Annotated in this window: 11 protein-coding genes and 1 pseudogene; all 12 read right to left on the bottom strand. The window is 40.1% G+C overall.

Features of this window, described 5'->3' with window-relative positions; genetic code table 11:
• Positions 1-21: 21 nt before the first annotated feature.
• Entirely contained in the window at positions 22-1353 is a 1332-nt protein-coding gene (locus ABID99_RS11410; protein WP_090525818.1) for a hypothetical protein, read from the bottom strand.
• Between the two features lie 398 nt (positions 1354-1751).
• On the bottom strand, positions 1752-4928 hold the full coding sequence (locus ABID99_RS11405; RefSeq protein WP_373613785.1) for a TonB-dependent receptor domain-containing protein: 3177 nt from the start codon (positions 4926-4928) through the stop codon (positions 1752-1754).
• Positions 4929-5146: 218 nt separating this feature from the next.
• A complete protein-coding gene (locus ABID99_RS11400; protein ID WP_373613784.1) occupies positions 5147-6172 on the bottom strand; it encodes a FecR family protein in 1026 nt (341 codons plus the stop codon).
• Between the two features lie 234 nt (positions 6173-6406).
• Positions 6407-7012 (bottom strand): RNA polymerase sigma factor, encoded by a 606-nt coding sequence (locus tag ABID99_RS11395; RefSeq protein WP_373613783.1) that lies wholly within the window; start codon positions 7010-7012, stop codon positions 6407-6409.
• Positions 7013-7091: 79 nt separating this feature from the next.
• Complete coding sequence (locus ABID99_RS11390) at positions 7092-8492, bottom strand: S41 family peptidase (RefSeq protein ID WP_373613782.1); 1401 nt, start codon at positions 8490-8492, stop codon at positions 7092-7094.
• Between the two features lie 236 nt (positions 8493-8728).
• On the bottom strand, positions 8729-8968 hold the full coding sequence (locus ABID99_RS11385) for a PDDEXK nuclease domain-containing protein (protein WP_176629034.1): 240 nt from the start codon (positions 8966-8968) through the stop codon (positions 8729-8731).
• Positions 8969-8983: 15 nt separating this feature from the next.
• Positions 8984-9411: pseudogene (locus ABID99_RS11380) on the bottom strand (DUF1016 N-terminal domain-containing protein).
• A gap of 106 nt (positions 9412-9517) precedes the next feature.
• The gene (locus ABID99_RS11375; protein ID WP_373613781.1) at positions 9518-10792 is read right to left on the bottom strand and encodes a site-specific integrase; all 1275 of its coding nucleotides are present in this window, start codon (positions 10790-10792) and stop codon (positions 9518-9520) included.
• 661 nt (positions 10793-11453) lie between these two features.
• Positions 11454-13787 (bottom strand): hypothetical protein, encoded by a 2334-nt coding sequence (locus ABID99_RS11370; protein ID WP_373613780.1) that lies wholly within the window; start codon positions 13785-13787, stop codon positions 11454-11456.
• A gap of 490 nt (positions 13788-14277) precedes the next feature.
• Entirely contained in the window at positions 14278-16770 is a 2493-nt protein-coding gene (locus ABID99_RS11365) for an AAA family ATPase (RefSeq protein ID WP_373613779.1), read from the bottom strand.
• A 22-nt stretch (positions 16771-16792) separates the two neighbouring features.
• Positions 16793-19216, bottom strand: a complete 2424-nt coding sequence (locus ABID99_RS11360) for an AAA family ATPase (protein WP_373613778.1) — start codon at positions 19214-19216, stop codon at positions 16793-16795.
• On the bottom strand, positions 19200-19388 hold the full coding sequence (locus tag ABID99_RS11355; protein ID WP_373613777.1) for a hypothetical protein: 189 nt from the start codon (positions 19386-19388) through the stop codon (positions 19200-19202). The genes ABID99_RS11360 and ABID99_RS11355 overlap by 17 nt, the downstream gene beginning before the upstream one ends.
• Positions 19389-19391 lie beyond the last annotated feature (3 nt).

Below are 19391 nucleotides of genomic sequence, written 5' to 3'. Positions count from 1 at the left end.
AATCACAATTCGGTGAAAATATTAGAAAGTAAATTTGGTCCAGTTGGCAACCCAGTTACCTGAACCAACGGTTAATGCACCGCTTGTACCAGGAGCAAGGAAATTAACCGCGCCTGCATTGTAGAATGGCTGGCTCATGCCCCAGGTAGGTGCAGTGGCAGCTGTTGATGTAGGATTGGCTACAGTGCTGGAATAAGCGCCGGTTGCTACAGAGATAGCAGCGCTGAAGCCGTGAACACTGGTACCATTGATGGTTGATGGTGTAGCACTTGCATCAGCATCAAAGACAACACCGGAAGGATAACCGGTAAAGAATGAGTTGCTCAAAGTAACTTCAGTACCGCGACGGTTACGGAAGCCGTATTTAAAGCCTGGTGAGGTGATAGCCGGCGATAATGTCGCAGTTTTTGTACCGATAACACTAAAATTAGCTAACGTGGGGTGTGTTTTTGGTAATAAGCTGAAGGTAGCATCTTCAGTAGGTGCATTATTATCAGATTCGATACCGTTTGAATCACTTGCACCACTGCTGGCACTGTGTGTAGAGTAGGCATCAGCCACAGCGATGGCGTATTGGATAGAACCTGTAAAACCGTTGTCAAAGTCAAACTGGTCGTCATCATTACCAAATGAAACCAGGTATTTAGGGCTTACTTTACCGCCAAAGAACTCAAACCCGTCATCCAGGCCGTATGAAGCCTGTACGTGATCAATGGTTGTTCCGCTACCGACGCCACCTAAAGTTAAAGAGTTTACCTCCACATTTGGTGCCAGTACGTAACCAGCATATTCAATACGGGCATATTGCAGGGTACCGCTGTTGTCTGCATCGTTCGAACCACCGTAATGGAATTTAGGATCATCAGCCAGACCTTCGATCAGTTTATCACCAACGTTGATCTTCGCGTTACCTAACAGGATGACACCGCCGAAATCACCAGGATGACCAACAGTGCTTGCGTTACCGTCCAATAAATAACGGCTGGTGAATACGATAGGATTAGTCGAAGTACCAACTGCGTTGATTTTAGCACCTTTGGCTATTACCAAAACACCATTTTGAACACCAGCAGTGTTTACAGTTGATTTGATGAAAGTACCGGCATTGATGGTCAGGGTAGCACCGCTTCTAACAGTAACTACACCGCTAATTTCCCATACATGACTTGCGTCCCAGGTGGTATTGGTAGTAATATCGCCACTGACTGTTGTAACCGGCAATGATGACGCGCTGTAATCGGCAGCTGATGTACTGCGATTGTCAAATGCTTCGCCGTTTTTGGCTTCCTTTTTACAAGATGATACGAAAATACCTGCAGCAAGGCACAGGGTAATTATTGATAATTTTTTCATTTTTTCTGTTTTTCAGGGAGGTAATTTTTGTTTTATGCTCCCACTTTTTAAGGTTCATTTTTGGATTTGGGTCATACCGGTAAACTTTATACTGCTTTGCGAGATTAGATCAGCTCAATGTTTCCGGCATACATTTTTTATTATATCTTTGCCGTCAGTCCAAATCCAACAGCAACGATCTTATGTTTATACCCTTGGTTTAAACACGTATCCCTTTCGGGGGCTGATATATTACTTTCAGGTTTTCCTGTTTGTGCCGGTAGCGGGCAAGCTAATCGGTTTTAAACGAAGGGCAGTACAAGCGCCCTTCGTTTTATTTTATGGCACAGCGGATTTACTTCATCCTCCTTTTTTTAGTTAAACCATTATATATCTACATACAGAATGTATTCGTTCTGTTAAAAATTGTAGGTGAGCGATGTGCTGAAGGTCCGTCCAAAACGCTGTTGAAACATCACCTGGTCACCTTTTTCATAATTATTACTAAATCCGCTTTTTAAGCGATAGGCTTTACTTTTATCGCCGCTGTTATCGCTTGATATAAGCTCATAACTGGCTGTGTTACGATAAACATTGAATATATTATTGGTAAGATTAGCCATGTTGAATTTAGCCTCCATCTTATTTTTCAGGAAACGATAGCTGATCTGAATATCCAGTTGTTCTCTTGGCCTTTCATATTCAATAAAAGTAGGATCGTCACTAACGATGTAGGTTTTACGCCCCGACTTATTATAAGCCGCGTTGAAACCAAGGTGGTTGCCAAGGTATTGCAGGCCAATATTATACAGATAAGGCGATTGCCCATACAGAGACCGTTTTTGTTGGGTTGGAACCTGTATGTAAGGTTTGCCGTCTCCGGGGTCTACGGTATAGGTATTTTGAACAGTTGATTTTTGAAAGGTAAGGTTACCGTAGGCTGCTATATTTTTGAAGATCTCATTTTCAGCTATAAAACTGAAGTTTTTTCGCAATTCAAATTCCAGGCCGTATACTTTTGCCCAGTCCGCGTTTTGAAGGTAATAATTAGGATTGCCGTTTACCATAATAGCGTTCAGCTCTACGGGCTTATCAAAGCGTTTATAAAAACCGCCCACCGAAATAATCTCACCCAGGCCGGGAAACAATTCCGCTTTAAGGTCATAACTGTTGATACGGGTACTGTATAAGCCTTTATTACCGTATAAAGCATCAAGCGTGGGGCTATATCTCAAAAAGGGATTATTATCCATCAGCTCGGGCCGTACCACGCTGCTGGAAACAGCTCCCCGGATGTTTAGCGACTGTATAGGGCTATAGGTCAGATTAACCGATGGAAGCCATTGCCATCTTTTATCAGGTTTTACCGCGAAAATATTCTCACCACCTCCCTTAATGATCGCGCCTGCTTTGATCTCGGTATATTTATAATATTCGCCCCTTAAGCCCCACACTAACCGCAGCTTATCAAATAGCCGGTTATCAAACATCACATAGCCCGCGTGTGTCTGGCTTTTGCCTTTATAATTGTCTACAAAGGAAGGATCAATCGCATATACATATTTATCATAAGCTATATTTCCAGGACTGATCAACTGTCCAATTGGCTTATAGCCTGAACTGTCCGCATATTTTTCAGTTGTGGCCAGGGCTGCGATCTGCCAGTCAAATTCCGCTTTTTTATGCGTGCCGAAATAGCCGGTTTTTATGGTGCTGCGGAAACCTGCCAATGTGAAAGGCAATGTGCCGGAGAGGTTCCATGAATAATGAGTTTCTTTATTAGCAGCATGCTGACGCGAGGTTTGCGATATCCTGGGTTCCGTAAGTTTACTCCCGTTATAGAAGTATTGATAGCGATCACCGACCAAAACAGGTCCGCTTGTGGCAATACCAGCGTCCTTTTCCTGCCTGTTTACCGAAGTTCTGGCTACGTCCCACTCTATCTTTAATTTTGCCACCTGGTGCTGCCCGTTTAGTTTATTTTGCAGCAAAGAGGTATAGGTAGGATCATCGGCCTCTAAAACCCGTCTTGGAGGCCTGCCGGCAGCTATGTCACCCGCCCCGTTATCCGGCTCGTAGCCAGCAATTCTTGTTAGGGTATTATCATACACATGGGTATAGGTATTGCGCAGGCCAAAGCGGTTATTGCCCAGTTGCAAACCCATATTGAGCAATGCCCCCAGGGTGGTGTTAAATACGTAGGCCGAACCGGTATTTAAATCTGGTCGCTGAATATACCAGCCTCCCCTTGATTGATCATCAATAACATTGATATTTTGTGTGTTACGGTAACTTACAGCGCCTGTAAAACCAAATTTGTTGTTCCTGGCAGTATCCAACGCCAACAAACGGCCTATCGAGAACTGATAGTTTTGCGAGGGAGCCGTTTTGTATTTATACATGGTAAAGTTGTCATTGATCAATCTTTTACTTTGATCAACTACCTTTTTTTGATACTCTGCGTCAGAAAGTGCGCGGTTAGGCTCAGTATTTCTGTTGGTGTGTACCAGCCCTGCGGGGAAATCTCTCCTGCCATCATCAAAACCCCAGTAATCGTACTTCCCGCGTTTGTGGCTCAGGAAATCTTTACCTGTGCTTTGGTCATTATACGAGGCCCCTGCCGTAAAATTCATGAAATTTTCGGCCGGGATATCCTTTGTATTCACCTGGATCAGGCCGCCCCCAAAACTGGCATTCATATCCGGGGTAACTGTTTTGCTGACAACCACGTTATCCACCAAACCTGCAGGGATCATATCGAACGAAAAGTTGCGGCTTTGTGCTTCTGTACTTGGCAATACCGTTCCATCCATCATGGCTGTATTGTAGCGCTCACCAATGCCCCGTACCAGTACAAACTTATTATCAACAGTGCTTACGCCGCTAATCCTTTTCAGACTTTCGCCTATGTTCCTGTCGGGTGTGCGGTCCAATTGCTCGGCGCTGATGCCATTGCTGATCTGCGATGCGTTTTTTTGCCTGGCGAGCAATCCTTCGACCGATGCTTTTTGATAACTTGCCGTAACGACAACTTCTCTCAAGGCCGATGCGGCAGGCTTTAAAGTCACATCAAGTGCTGTATTTTTGTTTTCGTTAACAACTATTCCGGTTATACGCTGTGTTTGATAGGATATATAGCTGACTTCCAGGGCGTAGGATCCGGGTGGCAGGTTCAGTAAATAAGTCCCGTCAACGCTTGTTTGTGTTCCTGCGTCGCTTCCGATCACTTTTACCGAAGCACCAGGTAAGGTTTCCCCTTTCTCATCCAGCACTTTTCCTGCTATGGTACCGGGCTTGACAGGAACAGGAAGTTTGTACAGCAATATCGTTGACCGGTCCGCAAATTTAAACGTGACATGGGTATTAGCTAAAATTATTTTAAGCACGTCTGTAAGGGAAACATCCTTTACATCCAGGCTGATCCTGCTGTTGGGTTTAAAAATTGCTTTGTTGTAATTAATTACGCAACCCGCTTTATTTTCGAGTGCAGTAAGCCCCTGAGGAATGCTAACCGCTACCAGTTTAAGTGTGATAGTATGAGGAGGTGTTCCCTGATAAGCAGTTGCATAGGTATCCCCGAAAAGCAGGGCAAGCATCAGGGGTACGAGCAGGATTGCCCTACAGCTAATTTTGAAAAAATACAGATATACTTTTTTGTAAAAGCTTATATTCATAAGTTTACGATGTTTTTTAATTTTCACGATTTAAAAACTATTCCCGAAACCGTTCTGTTGGCGCAGAGCGGTTTCCTTGTATGATAAGTGGCGAACCCCACAACGGGCAACTGTTTGCCTGACTTTATAAGGTTATGTCTTCATTCACAAGTCTCCCCCCATAAGACGACTGTTTTATTGTTGTTGATCCTGTATTTGATGTGCCCGCTGCTCATAATGCTGAGCTGCTGCATAACACCATGGATGTTTTGGTTAAAAAAGGTAGCATTAAACCTGCAACGGGCAAGTGCCGGGTTTTTTATCTCAAAACGAACGTCATAATAGCGCTGAAGCTTAAAAAGGATATCACCCAGGTTTTCGTCCCTGAAAACGAAACGGTTGCTTATCCAACCATCAGACTCTGTGGCCTTAACACTGCTAACCTGGTAATTATGGTCATTGTTACGGTACGTTATCCGCATACCCGGCGACAGCAATGACAGGGTGGTACGAATGCCGTTCCGGTTCTCGATAACACCCACTTTCCCTGTTCGTACGGTCACGGTTACTGTATTATCGGCAGGGTAGGCATAAACATTAAAAGAGGTACCCAAAACCCTGGTTTCCAGCTTTCCGGATTTTATAATGAACGGGCGGGTTGCGTCGTGCTTCACCTCAAAAAAAGCTTCGCCTTCAAGGCTTATATACCTGGGATGGCCAGGTTCAAAATGTTCTGGCCAGGTAATTTTTGTTTCGCTTCCGAGATAAACTACAGAACTGTCAGGCAGCAGCATTTTAATTTTTTCACTGGCCACGGTTGTTTTACTTACCAGAGCGACGGGGTCAACCACATGCTGCCGGCCCGGTTTCAACTTGTACCAGATCACTGCAGCCGAGCAAAGTAAAATCAGTGCCCCGGCATATCTGAGCAGTGGGAAATGGGTGCTTCTTTTCCGCCTGCTCCGGTTAATTTTGGTCCATATCAGCTCCAGTTCAGCTTCCGGGTCAGTTGCTTCGTCTATGGCCATTTCCTCCTCCCGCCACACCGCTTCCATAACAGCTGACAACTCTGATTCCGCATCTTTATGATCTCGCAGGTACCGTAACAGGATTTTCTCCTGAACCGCGTCAGTTTTACCTTCCAGATACATTTTGAATAAGCTCTTTATTTCGTCGCTGTGTTCCACGTTTGTTACTTCTGCCGCAATTGGCCATTTTATAGTATATAAGACTGGCAGGCGAAGTATGGCTATATGAATATGAAATTATTTGAAAAAAGTTCGGGCTTGAATAAAAAGCATCTCCTCAAACACGATAACGATGTTCTACCTCTGTATAACCTGCGTGCGCAATTAAGGCAAACCGGTATATCGCCGTGTTTGCTATTTGAAGCAATAGGAGAACTTATAGGAAAAGAGAATTTAGCCCAGTTCCGGGGTAAGGGATATGATTATCAGCAAAGCAGGAAGAATTGTATCTGGAGACAGATATCGAAATCTTGCACGGATGTGGCCCAGGGATTTTTTAATGTGGTTATTAACGGTATTGGGAGAGATACCCATTTGTTGTGATATAGCAGCGTGTGAGCAGCCGCCTTCCCTGCTCAAAAGGTAAGCAGCCCTGGCCTGTGGAGACAAAGACTCGATCGCCTGCATGGCAATTTTTCCGCACTCGCGCAGCTCGATATATTGGTCTGTGGAATTATGGGTTGGTTCGCCTTGGTTCGCCGCTCTGTAAACAGACATCCTTGTTTTCTTTTTAAGAGCATCCAGAAAATAACTTCGCACCATACTGAACAGATAAGCGTCAAAGTTTTTTTCCGGGTCTATCTTATCACGGCTTTCCCAAAGACGGACAAAAACATCCTGCGTAAGCTCATGCGCATCTTCTGCACATCTTACAAAACGATAAGCGAAAGTGTAAACTTTTTTTCTGTATAGTCTATAAATTTCACCGAAAGCATCGCCATCCCCAGCTTTGACGTTTGCTAAAAGTTGCTTAACAGATAAGGTTTTCAAATATTTCATACAGCAGCAGGTTAAGACAATTGCAAGTTAACCGGGTTAATTTGAAGTTAATGTTAAATGTGCAAGATGCTTTTGAGTTTTAGCGGTGTGTAACAACCACACTTGATGAACTGGCCGATAGTTTGGAGTCTGCAAGTACAGTTAGCGCCCCCGTCGTCCTTTTTTTCGTTTGCGCAGCGAGCGTTACTCTTTGCGCATGAGCATCTTTGATAATAGTTATTGCGGTGTTTATAAGCGGATCATTCTCCGATCCAAGCGGGAGCAACGGTAAAGTCGCCAGCTCGTTTACGGAAATATCAGGATTAATCCCTCCGCTGTAATCTCCGCTCCCGACGGCGTTAAAGAGTTTATACACTATCGGATGCATTTCCCATGCTACCCGCTTAGGTACGCGCATATCAGAAATTTTAAAGGACGCAGCATCCTTCCCCCGCGTTACTTCGCCTATAAGCGTAACCTGCATGTACGGTTTTAAATTATTGATCATAACCTCAGATGCAGAAGCAGTAGCTCCGGTGCCCAGTATATAAATTTGTTTTAAGCCTAAGTTGTATTGTAATGCCAGCTCAAAATTTACGGTACCATCATAAGTAGCGGCATCCCCGACAGACTCTTTTCGCCTGCCGCCGTTCTTATTGCCCAGGTAAATGATAAAGGGCGTTGAATAATTTATATCATTCGCTATCATTGCCGTAAGACCGGCAGCCTCTGCAACTTGTCCGCCGGAGTTATAACGCAGATCAAGTATCAGATCTGAAATCCCCGAACTTTTAAACCTTGCAAAAACACTATAAAGAGAAGCAGCCAGCCCGGGGCTAAAATCATTGATATAGAGATAACCGATCTTTTTATTTCCGGCCGCTATAACTTTGCTGGTGGCCGGCTGTTCAAAGGTGGCACCTGATGAAATTTCCACATCCCTATCCGCGATCAGCTGATCTCCGCTAATGCGAGCTATGGATAATGTGACACTATTGCCAGAAAGTAGTTCGCTCTGGAGGTCTTTGGCGTTATCACGGGTTAATTGCTTACCGTTGATCTTGTTGATATAATCCCCCCTCACCAAACTGTTCCTGGAGGCAGGCGAATCATTCAGTACCAGTTTAATTACGCCAATAACCAAACCTGTTCTTTGTTCAACGATCGTACTGTAATCAAATCCGAATTTACTTTTGCTGTTCGCAATCCCGCTTGTAGGATCGCTGGGGAGAATAATATAAGAAAAGGGATCGGCCGTGTTTTTTACAGTGTTAAAATATACCAAAGGGGGCTTGCTGATGTCTGCATGTGCAGGCAGTTGGTCTGTCCAATAATAATATCGTTTGAGACTATCCGTTATCCAGGTATTAATATCTTCATTGCTCCCGGCAGGATACACAACTTTAACGTTCTCTTTTTTGCAGGAAAACTGAACCAAAATACTGAAACAGAGCAGCAGATTTGGTAATTGCCTTTTAGACAACCGGAAAAAAAGCACCATAGGTATGATAGGTTTTTCACAAAGCTATCATAAGCTTGTTAACAAATAGTTAATATATCATATATTATATGATATATTAGCAACTATCTTTTTATCTCTAAAACAATGTGTTGCGCCGCTTTTCAACCATTCTTCACAAGGAATAATATCTTCATTGCTAAAATATTCTGGTGTAACATATATATAACCAACGCGGTTCGCCACTGGCTATATTCAGTTTTTGAGATCTGGCAGTATTATAGTTTTTGAAAACTTTTGAAGGAATAAAACCGTTCCGACCAGACCATGGTTCTCATTGAAGAAAACTGTCGACCAGGGAGGGTGATGCGCCGCTGCCGTCCTTCAAACAAAAAGCCTTTACCTAATTCCAGCATAAAGTGCTCCAGTTTATTGATGATGGCGGTCTCCAGATCATTCTCCGAATAGCCGCTATCCTCCTTTAAGCCCAAAAACTCCAGTACGAACGGGCTTTTCAACGCACGAATGGGTTCTTAGCTTGTTTGACCTGCCTCCGCACCATCCGGTACGCATTTTTTATCGCGGCTTAACGCCAGCCGCTCGAACAGGGAAGAATTGTGCTGACGCTGCAATTCCCGGACTGACCAGTTATTCGTTACCGATTGCTGCTCATAAAATTCCCGTTCACCGGGGTCGGCAATCTTCATTAACTGGATGTAATGTGTCCAGCTTAATTTGAACAGACCGGAAAACGCAATCAGTGATTGCGGAATCTGTTCCTGATATAACAGGTAGAACCTTTTGAAATAGTCCAGGTTACGATGCGAATAACCTTTGCCATATTGCGCGTCAGCGCTTGACTGAGGTCTTTGACGATTGTTTCCGTATAAGCGGCCCGCTGGCTGCCGGCCTGCTCTTCATTGACGATCATTTCACCTATATGATAATAGGTGTAGGTCATTACGGTGTTCACATTCCGAACAACCTCGCTGCGGGATTTTTCGATCAGTTCCCTGACTGACCTGAAAAGTTTGTCATTGGTTAGCTGTTCCATTAGCTAACGCGTTTCATTGCGGGTTTAACATTCGATCTTCTTGCTGCCGGGCGCTTGGGTTCGGTTTCTGTTTTTCCTTCAGCACGCTCATATCCTCGCTGATCTTTTTAAGCAGTACACGGGCATAGATCTGCGTCGTGGCGATCTTGGTATGGCCCATCATTTTGCTGACGGTTTCAATAGGTACGTTATTGGCTAAGGTGATCGTCGTGGCAAACGTGTGGCGGGCTACACCGAAGGTGAGGGTCTTTTTGATACCTAAGATCTTGGCAATCTCTTTAAGGTGCATATTAACCTTCTGGTTGGTGAGGGTCGGAAAGATCGTGCCGTGGTAAACTGCCCTGGGATCGTCTTCATACTTCTTCATCAGGGCAAGTGCCGGTGCCAGCAAAGGGATATTGGTTGCCTCATTGTTTTTCTGCCGGAACAGCTTCAGCCATTTTCCACCGTCTTCGCCATCGACCACATTGCGTTCCGTCAGATTCATCAGGTCGACGAACGAAAGGCCGGTATAACAGGCATATACAAAAAGGTCGCGGATCATGACGAGCGACCCGGAAGCGAACTCATGCTCCTGAACGAGCTTCAGTTCTGAATTGGAAAGGAAGGCTGTTTCTACCTTCTTATACCGGAACCTGTAATTTTTGAAGGGGTCTTTATTGATCCATTGCAGTTTGAAAGCCAGCGTGGTCATCTTGCGCAGTCGGATCAAATGTTTCATCACACCATTATTATTGATCGGCTGAGGGTGGTCAGCTGGCTTGTGATTGCGCAAATACGTTTCAAAATCGACGATAAATTTGTAGTCGATCTCATGGATGCGGATATCGGTGGTCTTGCGTTTCTCTTTCAGGAACTTTTCCAGGTAGCACCGGATCACCGCGTAGTGCTTAAGGGTACTCCAGGTGAATGCTGCCGAAGCGACCTCATAATGATAATCCATCAGCCTACTGAGCGAGTAGGTTTCCTCAGTTACTTCGCCGAGGAAGCAAGCTTTGAGTAAAGCCGGCGTGATCTCTTTTCCGGCGATCTGCAATTGCCGGTAGTAGGTGGTAATGGTGAATCTGACCTGCTCCAGATAGGTGTTGGATTCTTTGGCTTCCGGCAGCCTGACCTTGACACAGCCGCGTCCTTTGTCCCAGCTTTCTGCATTCACGAAATGCGGCAGGGCAATGATTACTTTTTCCTTGTTGACCGTGATCGAGGCGTAAACCTTGGTTTTACCATCTTCTTTTTCTCTTCCTTTCTTGATGCTGAAATGCACACCAAACGACTGCGATGTTTTCATTTTTGTAACAGTTTGTTTATGAATAAATGATTAATTACATCCTGAAACCGTTCTTTTCAGGCCGCTTTTGTCCGCCGGATTGCGATTTTTAACAGTTTTTCTGAGTGCATTTGAGTCCTTATTTCAGGAACTCAACTAACTGTATTACAATCAATTAATTCATAAAAGCGGACAAATCTAAAAAACGATTTTTGTCCGCCGGATTGTCCGCCAAAACGGTGCATTCGAAAGGATTGAGAAGGATTGGAATAAAATAAAAAATCCTGTAAATCAACGACTTACAGGATTTTCTTAGTGCCGAAAACACTAATTTGTGCGCCCACCTGGGCTCGAACCAGGGACCAAAAGATTATGAGTGGTCGAGTTGGGTCGAAATATCTTGAGCCAAAAACCGCGTTTTTGACTTGCTTAGGGCTAATTTAAGAATAATTTTTCTATTTTGCAAGTAACTTAGTGACGGAATGGTGACGGTTTTTCGTTGAATTATGCAATTATTGGTGCTGTTTCATCCTTTCCGCATCTGGTTATAATATGTGCCTATTCAAATTTACAGAAGATAAGGGATAATTAATGATCTGCTAAAATTTACAAAACTGAAGAAAATCTGTTTGAACTGTCGGTCTGCTTTATTTTTTAAACCTATTTTGTATTAAGGTGTTGATTAGCGCTCAAATAATTCAATAATAGCGGAATTGGTGTCCTCAACAGTCGGCTCGGACGCAATTACTCCCCGCTCAGCGTGATCAGGTTCATAGTCATAGCTATCGATAATAGTATCTATTCGGTTGTCAACGCTATAAGAGAGATAATCCACAAAATCACCGTAAAAGTCTTCGAGGCCACAATTTTTCAAATAGTCCTCGTAATCAGCATGATAAACCTCATTGATAAGGTCTTCAGCGCTTTCGCGCTCATCAATTCTGCAAAACTTGAGTATGGCTGTCTCGTGTTTATCAAGACTGATATCATCCGCAGTACCATCAAATACGCTGTTAACAGATACTTGAACTTTTTCCATAAACTGTTCATCCGATTGCCAAACTTCTTTCTTTATACCATAACGGTTTAACAGACGAATTGCATTCATAAAGTCTCCAGAATCGTCACAGTGATCAAGTAACGCAGTAAAATAAGTTTTGTAATTAGCAGCAACCATTGATTTCGTTTCTGGAAACTCATTTAAAAACTCCAATATATAAGCATATCGGCTTTGATCGAAAATATCTACCTTTTCAGGCACGATGTCGTTTAATAGTTCAACCAACAATTTAACATCCACCTCCTCCAAAAAAAACCGAAAATATATATAAAGGCTATTTAGGCATTTAGAAACTTGATCAGTGTCCCTGATGGAGCGCATGTCTGGATAAATTCGCTTAAATTCTTCATAAAACTCCGGAATTATTTCGGGAGGTATAGTTACATTACCGAAAATAGACTCATCGAAAACCGAATATATCTGCTCAAAGTAGATAGCCGAATAAAGTATTCGCTTTTGCTCCGAATGGCTGTCATTTAAATATTTGATGAGAAAATCATTTACGGAAGGGTTAATAAAACTATAAATGGTACCAGACGATTCAACCCTCCCCGTAATCAAACCATCCAAAAGGCGTTTTAATGCTATTTTAAAGTCGTTTGTACCTACCTTATGCCCATTACTTAATATTTCATACTTAAAGCGTTTTTCAAATGCGTGTTCCAATACGTTTGAATGCACGCGGCTACCACCAAAACTAAAAAGCGTTGTCACCAAAAAACGGTCAGTATCATGAAGTTGTTTTTCAAAAACAGATTCCCATATCTGATCTGGGTGGTCAAGTTTTGAAAATATAAAGTCAACGAGCTTTTTTCCTTTATAATTTTCCAAGTTTACTGAGGTAGTGATGAATTCGATTAATCGGGGGAAGTAATTGTCATGCTCAATAATCTTCATATAGTTCTTTGATTCAAAAAAGACCTTTAGCTGATCATTTGGCAAATCAGAATGATACAAATGATTGTACAGTATTCGTGCTTTATCGAATTTAGAATAGGCCTTGATCTGGACTTCATAATTGGAAACTGAGCCGAGGCGAGAATTGGCAAACTTATCGTAATTATATTCCGCTTGTTTTAAAATCGTAGTACGGCTGGTGAGAATAAGATATTTATTTTTTAGGCTACATACTCGCTCAATCAGGCTGATGAGTGCGCTTTCTGAGTTTCTTGGGTTTAGGATTTCATAAAAATTAGAGCCGAAAAAATCGTCGAAGAAAATGACTTGTTTAACTTTAGAGTCTGCTGAAATTATGTTATTCGCATCCGGAATTCTATCATCAATAAAAACCAGTTTAAATCCTTTGGCAAGCAGCCCGCATATTAATAAATAAGATATTGTTGTTTTTCCAATTCCAGGCTCTCCGGAAATAACAATGAATTTTTTTTCATTCAATTTATCAACTGCATCCTGATAATTTACAGTCGGGACATAGAGACTTACTTTTCGCAAAATTTTTTGCTCATAAAATTCCGAAACACCTTTTACTCCATTGTTCAGGACATTTCTCAAAACATTGGTACTGGTGATCCAAAGTTTATAATGCTTTGTTTCTAAATCTTCGTATTTGGTCAGCATCGATTCAATGCGACCCATGCCATAAACATCCTGAGATGTAAGAATGTATGGCGCCATTATTTTAACCACCTCGTTTGTTTGCTTAACACTTAATGATAAAGAGGTGATCAAGATATATCGTTTGGGTTCAGGCGCAAGCAAGCTCATGCTTTTATGCTCCTTTTTCAATTGGGTTTTTAAATCACTGAATTTAGAATTGATAAAATGCTTTGCCTGGACAATGATCTCATTCTCTACATTCATTGCGTACCGAAGATCAATACCTTGATCTCTCCCGGATTTGAAGGTCTGCAAGGATATGTCAAGTTCCCGTTCCAATAAATCTTTTGCTAGCTGCTCAAAATCATCGTCGTTGATTACGGTTAGGTTATATTTCATTTTCGCTGATCTATCTGAGAAAATGTCCAAGATACGGATTTAAAGATCGAACACGATGTGGTTGTTGGTATCCTTTTTTTCTGTTCAAACAGCCGGGTATAGCGCTGCGTCGTTTTTACATGCCGGTGTCCCAGTATTTTAGATACCGTGAAAATATCGTTCCTGTTATTCAGCTGCAAAGTAGCATGGTATGTGTATACAACAAAAGGTAATATGCTTGGATATTGCGGGAACCTTGACCAGGCGTTTCCGTAAGATATAGACCATCAGGTTGTATTAGTAGTAACAGAGATTCAAATTGACAGACACGAAAATGATTTGGTCAAAGTGGTCCGGAATTAACCGATGCTAATTTTTGAACAGGGTGATCTCTGGCTCCACAATATCCAGACTTTTATCTCATTCCAGCTTAATGCCATTTGTTAATTAAAGATGTAAGAATGTTTAAGTACAAGTATATAATTAAATAGAATCCTAACTAAATAGTATTTTAAACATGACTTCTGATTTTTCTAAAATGCAAACCATCGATGTACTCAATCACCTGGATTGTATTTTTTGCGAATTCTTTTAGTTCCTGCTCTGAAATAAATGCAAATTCTTCTGCCCGATATATACTACCATGCGATTCATGATCTGCAATCTTTTTTAAATGGTTCAATCTTTTGATAGCTCCATCTTTATCAATGCCTCCTATAACAACATCATCAATAAGATCAAACTCTCTTACAACGCCTTTTATAAGGTGTGATAGTCCGGGTAAGCGGTCATGAGAATCATTAACAAGCGCCAATTTGAAGGACAAAAATGTTTCAAGTACTATTCTAATGTAGTTCGGTAAATAATTTTTTACAATTTCATATTCAATTTTTTTCTCTTTAAAATCAACAATCTCCTTTAACTTAACTATATAGGTATTGGTGAAGTTTTTTAAGCCTGATGGCAGCTTTCTGATTCTGGGTGATTGTTGAGTTAAAAAATACTCTTGTATGTTATCAGCCAAATGCTCATTTGTTTTAAGTGCATTATGTAAATATTTTACAAAGGTAAGATTGTGACTTAATATGAACAGTTGACTTGGATGATGACTTATTTCTTCCACCCCGTGTTCGGTTAATTTTATCTTATTATAAAATAAAAATGAGTCAATAAGGTTCGCTGTTTGAAACAACCTATTATCATCCAAACTCGAAATAGGATCATCAATAATTATGATTGAGTTTTCAAAACCGTTAGGGCTTCCCTCAATTTTTTCAACCCTTAATTTACTGATAAAATAGGCGAAAGCTAATGCCGTTTTTTCACCTTCACTAAGGGAATGATTGAGACTGGTTTTTCTTTTGCCGGACTTATATGTTATTACTAAATTATTAAGTGTCTTAACCTTATCCCTGTCAACCTCAAAATTTGTTATGCCAAAATGTTTAAGATAAATATTGATATATTTAGATTCTGCGTTCAATTTCGCAATCTCATCGGTTTTCTTGACTTGCTGACCGACAACAAGTTCACTAATTTGCTTAACCAACTTCTCACAGATTCGTGCTATATCGGAATTCCTTTTACTTATCGACTTGAAAATATTATTGCTTTCCAAATTTAATTCAACAGCTGATATTAAGCCAATCTTTGCTTTGATCTCCTTTATAATTGAATCAATACTTTTACCTTGAATTATAGCTAATTCCTCTTGTATTCTTGTTAGAGCAGCAGATTTAAATTCTGTGAGAGAATTTCCGTAATCTTTTAAAATTTGAATATGTTCCCTCTGAATTAGTATCTCTGTGTTAGGATTCTGCTTTTTCTGTTTCAGTAATTCAGAAATCTCTTTAATAGCGTCACTTAATAAATTGTTTCTTTCAGGCAGAAAAGTGAATGGTTCTATATCAAAATTGAACTCGTTCTTACAAGTATCAATCAAATCAAGTATTATCCTTTCATTTTTATTAATCTGGCCCTTTGCAATAAATGGCTCAAAAGATAAATTAGCCAAATCAATAAAATCCAATAAGTTAATTAATACGTCATTAAAATAATTAGAATACTCGTCAACAATAGAATCAATATTTATTGATAAATCGGTATCACAAAGTGGGCAATGTTTATCAATATCTTTGGAAATATGCAATAATCTACCACCTTCTTTGAACCAGTCATTCAAATCACCTATACTCGTAACGTTTTTATCTTCAATTGCTTTTTGAAATGAACTAATTCGATTTCCTACTTTTCCTTTAGCCTCTGTACTGATTTTAGTTTTTAGCCTCTTTATTAATTCATCGGTATCTATATCAAAGTTCAAGATTGAATTAACCCGGTCTATTAATGATGCAAACTTCTCAACTGTATTGGTTTCTTTGCTTTTTTTAGAATACTCTTTATAAAGATTTTCAAGTTCCTTTTTTAATATCGTAATGTCTCCTAACTGTTTATTACTAATAGACGGTTTAACGTTGACTAAACGCGAGCCACTGACCTTTTTCTGAAATTCGTCATTGTAAAATTTAAAAATCCCATCCAGTTTATTTTCAATTTGTGATACCCATTTATTTAATTTTTCGATCCTTTTGTTAAGCCGGTCGATTATATTATCTAATTTTTCTATTTCAGGGCTCGTAAGTTTGATGTCCTTGCTGAAAGAATCAATATTGGCCACTGTACCATTATACACATGGTCTGCTATAAATTTAGAATTGAATACATAAATATCTAAATTCTTCTCCGCGATGTTTTTGTTGGTTATTTTTCCTGAATCTGTCAGAATTTCCAATTCAGATGCTGTATCTAATAGTTCGTTAAGTAGGGCTGTTTTTTCCTTACAGTGCCTCGACAACAAAAAAAGCAGGTTGCTAACGGTGGTTTTCCCGCTACCGTTACTTCCATACAGAATATTGGCCTTCCCAAAAGGTTTAAGCTGTTTCGAATCAAACACAAAGTCATCGTAACAACCTATTTTTTTAATTTTTTGAAACTGAAGGATCATTTTCTGTCAATATTTAAATTCGTTATTTCCAATCGTACTTAGTCTTGTCACACCCACATCTAATTGTTTTAGCAACGGTATCGTAGTTTTTCAATGACACGTCCGGCTTTTTACAGTCGGCATCCTGGCAATGAAACAAATGTTCAAATTCAATAATGTCACTCCAGAATGCCTTTAAATCACCTAACTTGGGACTAAAGGGGTTATCATGAGAAAGTAAATTGCCCAATAAGGCCGAACTGGCAAGTCGATCTATAATGGGTAATTTGGCTTTTAAATCAACACTGCTTTTATTGATTTTGGATTTTAGTTCACTCAACATCTCGTCCGGCATACGCTTTTCGTTAATATCATTGAACCGGAAACTCAATTTAACTTCCAGGTTAAGGCAAATGCCTTTCAATATATGCTCCAAATATTTTCTGATTGGGTTACCAAGAAAATTTATGTTTCCACTGGCGATGCTTGATTCTATCAATTCCTTTAGATCATTAGGCAATTCGTCCAAATGTGTTCCTTTTGCTTCTGTCCATTTAATTTCATTGATTGACCATCCTTTCTTTTTAGCCAGTTGCCGCACATATTGGAACCATTGCTCCTCATGTGTCAATAGCACAATTTGATAGTCAGAAAACTTCTCAAACAACAGGTCAGCAAATTTTTTGCGATGATTGGTATCAAAACTGGATATTACATCATCCAATACGATAAATTTATTTTCTTTGTTAAAAGCAACGACCGACGCTAAGAAAAATGAAATACCAAAACAGTTTAAATGGGATTCACTAAAATATTTTTGTGGGGGAGATACCCATTCCCCTTTATATTTATATTCGATGGTGATCCCATTCAACTCATCTTCTTCTCCAATGGTAACTATCCTGATTTCCTCAAAAAGTTCACCTGGATTCATATATTGATAGAACTCGTTAATTGTTCCGGAAAATGTATCTATGAAATTTTGTAAGCCCTCCTTTTGCTTTTTAACAAACTCATTATAAATAATCTCAAATGTGTTCTTTTGCTGTTCAAGTTTTACCCGGTCAACTTCGAATTGCTTAATTTTCAAAAAGGCATCCCTGGCTGCGGAAATATTCGCATAGAGAATTGTGGTATTATCGCTTGCTATCGCCGTTTTGATTTTGGCGACCCTGTCAGCGATAACATTAAGCTCTTTAAAATCACCTAACTGGAGTTTTAGTAAGCTGCCAGTACTAATTTTATTACCGGATGTCACCTTTTCAATTGCCGCCTTTTGATAAAGTTCTATCTTTTGCCTTAATGTACTTATAGCTGTTTTAATTGAGGAATTTAATGCGTCATTTAATAACACATCGGTGGAAATTGCATCTAATCTTTTTAATCTTTCTGCAACAATGCCCGTGATGCTTAGTTTCGCGTTGTCGAAAGATGCTTTCTTTTTAGTAGATTCTCCTATTTCCTGAAGCCTTATTTTTATTTCAGCCTGTAAATCAGTAAGATTTTTGGGCTGTAGACATAAGGGACAGCTATCCTCCTTATGAAACTTTTTGCTTATTACGTCGTTGCCCACTTTTAGCAGTTCAGCCAAAAAAGTTTGCATGATGCTTTGAACATCATTAGCTATTTTATCAAATTCGGAGAAGTATTTAGCATATTCCGTATCAATCAAATCAATCTCAGATTGGAGATTACCAAGCGAATTATGGCAATTCTCCAAAAAACGCAATTCGTTAACAAGTTTTGCGCTGGCCGGTGTTTTCAATTTTATTAAAACTTGGTCAATATCCCCCATTGAGGTGATAATGATCCCGGTATTTAAAGGCTGAATAATCTCGTTGATTTTTTCAAAAAGATTTACTTGCTGGCTAATTGCTGCACCAATCTTTTCTATTAAGGTTTGTTTTTGAGTGTTAATCTGAGTTTCAAAATTCTGATTCTTGATCTCCGCTTTTAAGGAATTAAAAGATTTTTTTAAAACTTCTTTAGTTTTTGTTACCTCAGAAAATCCGATAATATCAGATAGGTTTTTGAGTTTATCCCCCTTAGTCTGATCAATAAAATCTCTTAAAAATTGATAGCGTAGGATTAAATTTTCTTTTTGAGATTGAGCTAAATATTCCGTAAAATCCGTCGCGCCGTTTGAAAACTCTGTAACTAACTTTCCCTTTTTATAAAATAGTTTTCTATCTGAATTGATAGCTGGTCGCGTAAAAGAAATATTTATAGATGATTCGATATCTTGCTCAAGATACGCGTTTCGTAAAGCATCTTTCAGGTCAATTTCACTGCTGGATAAATGGGAAACAGTATCCGTATAATACCACTCCAATGAATCAGAAATACTGCTTTTACCAGTGCCATTGTCCCCATACAGCAGGATGGATTTTCCTCCAAGATCCAGCGTAAATATTTCTTGTATGCCCCTTAAGCCAGCAATGTCAAGTCGTTTAATTTTTGTTGCCATTTTTCTCTCTTAGTTTTTGCAACTCATTTTTCACATTAGTGTCTGTTAGCTTATTCTGGCCATACAAATCGGCTAAACATTGTGCAATTGCTGAATCTACATCAGATATATTGAGAATTTCCGCAAAAAAGTCATCTAAAATTTCTTTTCCGGACTTAACAGGATTTGTCATAAT

It is taken from the genome of Mucilaginibacter sp. OAE612, from assembly GCF_041806395.1.
Lineage (GTDB): Bacteria > Bacteroidota > Bacteroidia > Sphingobacteriales > Sphingobacteriaceae > Mucilaginibacter > Mucilaginibacter rubeus.
The sequence above is the reverse complement of the archived record's forward strand: the minus strand, read 5'-3'. Positions and strand labels throughout refer to the sequence as shown.